Genomic DNA, 9244 nt, shown 5'->3' on the forward strand with positions numbered 1-9244 from the left:
CCTCCAATTAAACCAGAAATAATATTACCAGAACCTTGTGCTAATAATTCTCGGTTTGTTGGCGTAACACGTTTTCTTGGATCTAACTTATCTGTAGCCTCAACGCATAGTAAGGTTTCAAGACTTGCAACTAATGCAATAGTAAAAGCAGTAACCCATATCTCTGGGTTTGTTATAGCTTTAAAATTTGGAAAGCTAAATTGTGCTAAAAATGAACTGGCATCTCCAGGAACAGGAACACTAACTAAATGACTTTCAGAAATTCCCCATGTGCTGTTACCAGAAGTTATAATATAATATATAATACCAATTGCTACTGCTACTAATGGGCCTTGAATAATTTGAAATATTTTTCCTTTTTTAGAAAGAACATTACTCCATACTATTAAAATAATTAATCCAATTATACCAATAGTAGTGGCTCCAGGACTAATAAAATTAATGGCATTAATAATTTCTGAAAAAGTATTTTCTCCGTCTACTTGAAAAAAGGCAAAGTCTCCTTCTGGGTCAGCGTCGTAGCCAAAAAAGTGAGGGATTTGCTTTAATATAATAATAATACCTATACCAGTTAGCATCCCTTTAATAACTGAAGAAGGGAAATAATAAGCTATAACACCTAGTCTAAGTAACCCAAAAAGAAGTTGTATAATACCTCCTAAAACAACAGCTAATAAGAAATTTTCATAACCACCTAAAGAACCGATGGCTACTAGAACAATAGCGGCTAAACCTGCAGCTGGTCCACTAACCCCTACAGAAGAGCCACTTAGTGCTCCTACAACAACACCTCCTACAATTCCAGCAATTAAACCTGAGAATAAAGGAGCTCCACTAGCTAATGCTATACCTAGACATAATGGAAGTGCGACAAAAAATACAACAATACTAGCCGGGATATCGGCTTTAAAATTTTTAAAGGGGTTTGAACTATTCATGATTTTAATAATTTAAAGGCAAGTGTTACCGTATTTTTAAATGGGGTAATCCTTTAATTGATAATTTAATTTGATTGGTTCCTATATTAGGAAAAGTAATCAGTAGCTTCTAGAGTTAAAAAGTACCGAAAATAAAAGAGTATAAATAATTTAGGCGTGCTTTGGGGGTGGTATTACAATGTCTAAATTAAAATCTAACATAAATTCTAAAACATTGTAATTAGGAGCTATAGATACAAAAACATAAGATTGTTTTTGTGAGCTTAAAAACTGAGGCTCAGTTTTTTTCTCATCTTCTTTGCTATTCTCATCCTTTTTATCTTCTTTTTTCTCATCAATATCCGTAGTGTCCTCTAACCAGTTTAGAGAAACTAACTCAACAGTATCGTCGCTAAAAATTGAAATAACTTTTGCTATAGGCTGCAATAATATACTAAATAGCACAAGAGTAGAAACGCCGTATTTTAAACTGTTTAATATGTTATGCTTTAACAAATTCATTATGCAATAGTTTTTTGTACTAAATCTGTATAAAACCTAACAATGTTATTTTTTCCTTCTTCTACATCTGTTAAAGCGGGTAAGTGTTTAGAAAAATATCTTTGGTGGTGTGCGCCTTCTATAACTGTAGATATAAGCATGTGCGGAAACTCGAATTTCGGGTTTATTTCTATAACAATTTCGCTCACGCGTTGTACAACTCTTTTGTATGTTTTATAAAACCCTTTTTCGTTTTCTTTATCTACGTCTTTTGTGTAGTATGCTTTTGCAGACTCAGAAATAATAATTTTATTTAATAATATTTCATTTATAAACGTAAAAGCATTGTCTTTTTCTACATGCTCTGTTAAAAGCTTTATAGCATTATTTAATCTATCGTGCGGAGACGGAACATTGGTTGTAGTAAAAACTAATTTATATTCTATCCAGCTCCAATACCAATTTATTAGGTAAACTAACAAGGCATGTTTACTTTCAAAGTATCTATAAATAGAACTTTCGTTAGAGCCTATGGCAATTCCTAGTTTCTTAAAAGTAAAAGTTTCAAAACCTAATTCATCTATCATTTCTATACTTTTGCTTACTATTTTTTTTCCTAAATCTGAGGACTCAGGGTTTTTAGTATATAAATCTGGATTTATAGCAATATGTATATGTAGGTTTTCCATAGTTAAATAACAAATATATAATAGTATTACTATTAAAACAAAACTGTTTAACTTTTGTTTAAGAAAGTATTGATTTTGTGGTTGTTAAGTTTAGTTTAGGTTTGTTGTATTTAATATTTTAAGGTGTTATTAGGTAATAGTAGTACTACTATTGCTATAGTATTTGATATAAATTAGGTATTTATACCTGTAAAAAGGTAAACCTTATAAAGTATATTCGTATTACTATAAAAAACCCTCAATAATGCCAAGTAAAATAACGAATACACTTTTAGATACATTAGGTATTATAAAAGCCCTTTCCTACAGGACCTTTACAGAAAAAAATTGGTCTAAACCTCAACCCATGTTTAATATTCTTCAAGTTAAAGAAGGAGATGAAGCTTTGTTTGAAAGCTTTCTTAAAAAAAGCTTAGCAGTAAGTATAAAATATAATACACCTTTATCTTTAGGTCCTTTTAAAACAAGAGATAGAACTTACATATACATTACTCATTATGCCTCTTCTAAAGCATATATGAAGGTAATGAATGGATTGTTGTTTGGTGGAGAAGCAGCAATGCGAGCCAAAGCCACCCTACAAACGAGTTGGACATATTGTAACCCAAGTCAATTAGAACGTTTGCAAAAAACAAGTGCTATTATAATGGTAGGAATACAGGGTAACCCTGAAGATTTTATAGATCATTTACAAAAAACAAACATAACTCCATTAGCAGTAATTAAAAAAATAAAAGATGTAAGAGGACATGCTTTAGGTACATATGTGCTATTTAAAAAAGAACTAGAGGTAGAAGAATATATTAAAAAACGTATAGAGTTAGGTGACGATATCTGTACTTATTATGCAACCAAATTAAATTAAAACTACAGCTATTATGAATCCTATAAAATTTTATAAATCCTTTAGTTACTCTAAACGAGTACCAACATTAGTTAGCATTAACACCGCTGGTCATACAGAAATTGCAAAATGGGTTTTAGACATAAACCAAATTCAGTATATAGAAAAAAACTATCCACCAGTAATTGGTGAGCGTAAAGCTGGACGTATTATTAACTCTCAAGAAGTAAATAATATGCCTGTTTATTTACAAACAGACCGTTTAATTTATTCTTCCGAGAGTATTATTCATGATTTTGATGCTAATTTACCAGAAGGAAAACAATTATTTCCTTCAGATATAGATTTGCAGAATGAAGTTTACGAATTATATAAATTATTTACAACTACATTTTATACTGCGGTAGAACGCTACCGTTATTCTGAGTTGTTTAAATCTAAAAAGAATGCACTTACGTTACTAAAAAAGAATATTACTTTCCTGAATCGATTAAAATACAGATTAAGTTATGGTAATTATAAAAAAAGAATTTCAAAAAAAATAAACCTTAATAACGAAGATTCAATTGTTTTTTTAGCAGAAGTAAAAAACATTTTTTCTCATGTAGATAAATTGTTAAGCGATAATCGTAAATATTTAGTAGGCAACAAATTTACAGCAGCAGATTTAGCATTTGCTGCCATTGCTGCTCCCGTAATTTTGCCTGTAGAATATGGAGGAGCTCAAACGAAATTCAATGAAATATCAGAAGCGTTTCGTTACGAAATTATGTTATTAAGACGTTCTCCAGCTGGACAATTTGTTTTAAAAATGTATCAAGAAGAACGCCCCATAAATTTAAACCTAGGTGCTATACCAAAAACACCTAATATAATCAAGCGAGTACTTAATAGATGTATTGGAAAGCTAACAAATAATCAATGGCGTATATTTTATTTTTTACAAAAAAGATGGCCCTTAATTAATATAGGATTGGCAAAAATAGCGATAGTTAGCAGGCATGATTTAGTGGTAAATGTTCTTAATAGAGATGAAGATTTCACGATTAAGGAAATTAATGCTAAAAAAATGGCAGACCAAAAAGGAACATTTTTTTTAGGAATGGATAGAAATAATCCACAATTTAATAGAGAACGAAACTATGTTAGAAAAGCAACACATAAAGGCGATTTAGATAGAATTAGAGCTTATGTTCGTAATCATGCCGATAATATATGCAAACAAATGCAACCTCATGAGAAGTTAGATGTTGTGCAAACCTTAAATTATAATGTACTACTAGGTATATTAGAAGATTATTTTGGAGTACCTGCACCAGTGAAATCACAAATGAAAAGGTGGCAACGTACTATGTTTTACGATTTGTTTCTTAACTTCACAGGAAACAAAGAGAAGCATTTAGCAGCTGTAAACTCAGGAAAAGAGAGGACAGCCTGGGTAAGAAGTCTTATAGATAAAAGTAAAAAGAACCTGGCAGAAGGAAAAACACTAGACGATAATTTGTTAAGTAGATTAATTATATTACAACAGCAACCCGAATATCTATGGGTAGATGCTGATATTATTAGAAGAAATATTGGAGGGTTGTTAACAGGCTTACAAGAAACAACAAGTAAAGCTGTAGTGTATGCATTAGAAGAATTATTTAAAAGGCCTAAAGAGTTAAAAGGAGCCATTGCAGCTGCAAAAGCATATAATATGGATGTGGTTAAAGGATATGTATACGAGGCATTACGTTTTAACCCAGTACAGCCTGGAGTATTACGTTTTAATGAAACGAAGCAATTTATTAAAGGAAGCGGAAATAAAACATATAAAATAAAAGGAAATAGAAAAATTATGGCTCTAACATCTGGGGCAATGTTTGACCCTGTTACCTTTCCTGAACCAAAAAAATTTAAATATAATAGAGACTCAAGATATATGAATTGGGGGTTTGCATTGCATGAATGTTATGGGAAATATATAAATTCGGTTACAATTCCAGAATTGGTGGCAGCGGTATTACGCTTAGAAAATGTTACAAATGCTAAAGGTAATATTGGTAGAGGCTCTGGGCTAACTATAGGCCCTTTCCCAAATAATTATGTTGTAACTTTCAGTTCTTCTAACTAACTAATAAAATATAATATGACAAGGCAAAACGCAGTTTCATTACAAATTCCTATTATTCCTAGTCAAATAGAAGCCGTAACCACTTTATTAAATACAGGTGGTAATCCTTCAAAAGAAGACAGCTTTTTTTCTTTTGGAAAAATACCCACAGTACATTTTGCGAGATGGATAATAGCTCCTAAAACAGATAAGTATCCAGCTAGTTTAATATATGCAGCTAATATAGATGGTAGCGAGAAGCAACACCTTATAGATTTGGTAAATATATTACCTTCCGATCTAGATCAAATTTTCGCAAACTGTGTTGGTTATCCTGAAGAGGCAGAAAGAAACGATAAAAATAGGTTAGCATATTTACAAAAATATAAAATAAAAACACCAGGATTTTATGTAGGCGCCCCTAATAGAACGGTACAACAAGTACATAAAGAAGCAGAGTTGCATAATACTGTAAGAGACTATGTAAAAGATAATGGCAAAGATTGGTCTAATAGAAAAGAAGCATATAAAGCAATACAAGCATTTTTAGCTAAAGACTCTAAATGGGATTGGGCTAGAGAATATTATCACTTACCCAAAAAAAACTATATAAAAACAATACTATTAGCCCTGCTATTAATTGTAATACTACCATTCCTTCTAATTTTTATAATAATAATTCATTTTTTCTATGAGTTAAGAGCAAAACCATTTGGTAAAACACAAAACCAAATACCATTAGAACACTTGGCTCAATTAAAATCACAAGAAGATATCATTTATCAAAACCAACTATCTCAAGTATTTGAAACTAAAGGAGGTTTAAGAAAACTAGGTTTAAAGTTCTTTTTGTGGGCTACAAGTTATGCCGCGCGATCTTGGTTTGTAGAAGGGCAGCTTATGGGAACACCAACAATACATTTTGCGCGTTGGGTATTAATAGATGGAGGAAACCGTTTTGTGTTTTTTAGTAATTTCGATGGAAGTTTTGATGAATATTTAGGAGATTTTGTAGATAATAATGGTTGGGGGTTAAATGCTATATATGGAGCAGCTAAAGGTTACCCTAGAACTTTTTTTATGTTTGGAGGCGGTTCTTACAAAGTGTTAGAATTTATGGGTTGGGGGCGCTTAACACAAGTGCCAACACCTATCTGGTATTCCGCTTACCCTTGGTATGGACTGCAGCAAATTGTAGACAAATCTAAATTAAGAGTAGAGCTTTTTAATTCGGGAGAATTAAATGATCAAGAAATAAAAACCATGCTAAGTAGAATATAACGAAAATTTAAAAGACATATTATAATGGGAATAATTAGTAATCCAAGAACATTAGATTTAAACGATATACAAGGTATGGTTACTCGTGGCTATGGGAAACTATATGAAACAGCTTATTTTTTACTACAAATTACAGATGCAACTAAAGCAAAAGCATGGATTAAAGACATTTTTCCATTAATAGACTCTGGAGACATTTCAACTCATCCAGAAAAAACCTTGCATTTAGCTTTTACTCCAAAGGGATTAGGGGCATTAGGGTTAGCAGATAAAAATGTAGCAAGTTTTCCTGTGCCTTTTAGAGAAGGTGTTGTAACAGAAGATAGAAGCAGGATTTTAGGAGATTATGGTGAAAACGACCCAAGTAAATGGAGATGGGGAGCAAATGATGAGGCGTTGCACATGACTTTAATTTTTCATGCTAAAGATGAGCAAGCATTAACTAATTTTTTAAAGGAAGAAAAACAACGTATAGCGACTATAGGTGGGATAACCATAACAAAGGAAATAAAAGCACATTTAAGAAAAGATAATAAAGAACCTTTTGGATTTCATGATGGCATTTCGGAACCAGTTATTAAAGGATCGGGAAAGCCAAGTCCAGAAAACGATTTAATAAAAACGGGGGAATTTTTAATGGGTTATTTAAATGAACATGACCAATACCCATATTCACCTTTGCTAGAAGTAAACCAAGGTAATAGTAATTTGCTAAAAGACGATGTTATGGGCTCTGGAAAAAAAGATTTAGGACATAATGGAACCTTTATGGTATTTAGGCAAATGGAACAGCATGTTGAGGAATTTTGGGACTTCATGGAAGACAAAACAAGAAAAGAAAATGGCGATATAGATAAAGAGGCTAGTGTTAAATTGGCAGCGAAATGCGTTGGCAGATGGCCAAATGGCGCTTCATTAGTTTTATACCCAGATAAGCAGCCCGAAGGTGATTTTAATAATGATGATTTTGGTTATGCAGATAAAGATCCAGATGGATTAAAATGCCCCTTTGGCTCTCATTTAAGGCGAAATAATCCTAGAGATACCTTTAGATGGTATGATAAAAAACAGTCCTTAAAAGTAACCAGAAGACACCGCATAATTAGAAGAGGTAGAAATTATGAAATACCAGCAGTAGATGGAAGCGATAAAACAGAAAAGGGATTATGTTTTATATGTTTCAACGCTAATTTAGAGTTGCAGTTTGAATTTATCCAACACGCATGGTCTAATAATAATCAATTACGTCATTTAAGTAATGATATTGATGTTATTATTGGTGTGCCACCAGAAGGAGACCCAAATAATAGTAAAGGGCAATTTACTATACAAGCAGAGCCAGTAAATCAATATATAGATAATTGGAAACGCTTTGTAACAATAAAAGGAGGAGGGTATTTCTTTTTCCCTTCGTTAACCGTTATTAATTATTTAACAACCATTTAAATTATGAATAGTATAGAAAATCTTGTTTTTGAAGGCGGAGGTGTAAGAGGTATCGCTTATGCAGGAGCTATAGAGGTATTGGAGGCAAAAAACATATTGCAAAGTGTAAAGCGAGTAGCAGGGACATCTGCGGGAGCGATAACAGCAGCTTTAGTGAGTTTAAATTATGATGCGGCTACTATAACCAAAGTGGTAAGAGCAACAGATTTTAAAGGCTTTGAAGACCATTGGAACCCACTTCGTATACCTTTACATTATGGATTGTATGAAGGTGATTTTTTATTAGGGTTTATTCAATCATTTATAGAAAAAAAAATAGGAAATAAAAATGCGACATTTGAAGATTTAAAAAATTTGGGGTGTAAAGATTTAAGAGTATTTTCTTCCGATTTAAATATGCAACAAGCCCGAGAGTTCTCTTATGAGAAAACACCAAAAACAATAGTAGCCGAAGCAGTGAGAGCCTCAATGTCTATTCCATTGTTTTTTAAAGCTTGGTCTTTTACTAATAATATACCAGACAATCATATTTATGTAGATGGTGGATTAACTTATAATTATCCAATTACTGCTTTTGATCAAGAAGAAGCGAATATGCAAACATTAGGCTTTCATTTTGGAGATTTGGGTAGACCAGCAACAAATAATAATTTAGAATACGATCATTTATTAGGGTACGTTAAAGCTGTATTTGGAATGTTATTAGATACCCAAAAAATTGATTTTGAAAGAGATTCAACAGATAAAGAAAGAACAGTTAATGTTGACGACTTAGGTATTTCTGCTACCGATTTTAACTTAACCGAAGAACAGAAAACCAATTTATATAATTCAGGGAAACATGCAACAACAGCTTTTTTTGATAATTTAATAGATGACGCATAAAGAAATATTAAATAGTGTTGAGTGGAAAGATTTAAGGCGTTTAACACTCAAAGAGATGTTAATAGAAAATAACCTTACCATTCCGTGGTTTGTTATTTCTATTGTGTTAGCCTACTATGGTTATTATTGGGCAGCATTACCTTTTTCTGGGTTTTTTTTCTTAACAGGATTGCGGCAGGTGCATAATGGATTCCATAATGCATTAGGAACAAATAAGTTTTTAACCTGGCTCTCTTTATACATTAACAGTATTTTAATGGTAGCCTCCATTCATGCTATAAAATTTAATCATATAAGGCATCATAAATACTGTTTAACAGATAAAGATTACGAAGGGAAATCTGCAGGGATGACTTGGTATGGGGCAATATTATATGGGCCGGTACATATGTTTTTAATTCATAAGGTTGCTTTACAAATTGGTAATAAAAAGTATGTACGTAATGTATTGCTAGAATTAGTTTCTATAGCAATAATGTTAACGCTAGTATTTTATTTTAAAATAGATTTTCTAATTTATCATGTATCTGTAATGATTGTTGGAGAGTTTTTAATGGCCTTTTTTGCTGTTTGGACAGTACATCAT

The 9244-nt window shown here is 31.9% G+C and carries 9 protein-coding genes; 6 read left to right on the top strand and 3 right to left on the bottom strand.

Going from position 1 to position 9244, the window contains the following annotated elements; genetic code table 11:
* The 3 genes from ACVC2P_RS15715 to ACVC2P_RS15725 form a co-directional block, all read right to left on the bottom strand.
* Window positions 1-938 (bottom strand): SulP family inorganic anion transporter (locus ACVC2P_RS15715; protein ID WP_452599404.1); only part of this gene is annotated, 938 nt, incomplete at its 3' end.
* A gap of 150 nt (window positions 939-1088) precedes the next feature.
* Complete coding sequence (locus ACVC2P_RS15720; protein WP_452599405.1) at window positions 1089-1439, bottom strand: hypothetical protein; 351 nt, start codon at window positions 1437-1439, stop codon at window positions 1089-1091.
* Window positions 1439-2107: a TetR/AcrR family transcriptional regulator gene (locus tag ACVC2P_RS15725; protein WP_452599406.1), complete on the bottom strand. Its 669-nt coding sequence runs from the start codon at window positions 2105-2107 to the stop codon at window positions 1439-1441. Before ACVC2P_RS15725 ends, ACVC2P_RS15720 begins: the two co-directional genes overlap by 1 nt.
* 244 nt (window positions 2108-2351) lie before the next feature.
* Here ACVC2P_RS15725 and ACVC2P_RS15730 point away from each other — a divergent pair, with 244 nt between their 5' ends.
* From ACVC2P_RS15730 to ACVC2P_RS15755, 6 genes are all read left to right on the top strand, one after another.
* A complete protein-coding gene (locus ACVC2P_RS15730; protein ID WP_452599407.1) occupies window positions 2352-2972 on the top strand; it encodes a hypothetical protein in 621 nt (206 codons plus the stop codon).
* A gap of 13 nt (window positions 2973-2985) precedes the next feature.
* Window positions 2986-5067 carry a cytochrome P450 gene (locus tag ACVC2P_RS15735; protein ID WP_452599408.1) on the top strand — a complete coding sequence of 694 codons (2082 nt, stop codon included), beginning with the start codon at window positions 2986-2988 and terminating at the stop codon, window positions 5065-5067.
* A 15-nt stretch (window positions 5068-5082) separates the two neighbouring features.
* Complete coding sequence (locus ACVC2P_RS15740) at window positions 5083-6327, top strand: hypothetical protein (RefSeq protein ID WP_452599409.1); 1245 nt, start codon at window positions 5083-5085, stop codon at window positions 6325-6327.
* A gap of 24 nt (window positions 6328-6351) precedes the next feature.
* Window positions 6352-7773 (top strand): Dyp-type peroxidase, encoded by a 1422-nt coding sequence (locus ACVC2P_RS15745; protein ID WP_452599410.1) that lies wholly within the window; start codon window positions 6352-6354, stop codon window positions 7771-7773.
* A 3-nt stretch (window positions 7774-7776) separates the two neighbouring features.
* Entirely contained in the window at window positions 7777-8658 is an 882-nt protein-coding gene (locus ACVC2P_RS15750; RefSeq protein ID WP_452599411.1) for a patatin-like phospholipase family protein, read from the top strand.
* A partial coding sequence (locus tag ACVC2P_RS15755; protein WP_452599412.1) for a fatty acid desaturase occupies window positions 8648-9244 on the top strand: 597 nt, incomplete at its 3' end. The genes ACVC2P_RS15750 and ACVC2P_RS15755, both read left to right, overlap by 11 nt.

The sequence above is a fragment of the Pontimicrobium sp. MEBiC01747 genome (genome assembly GCF_053601635.1).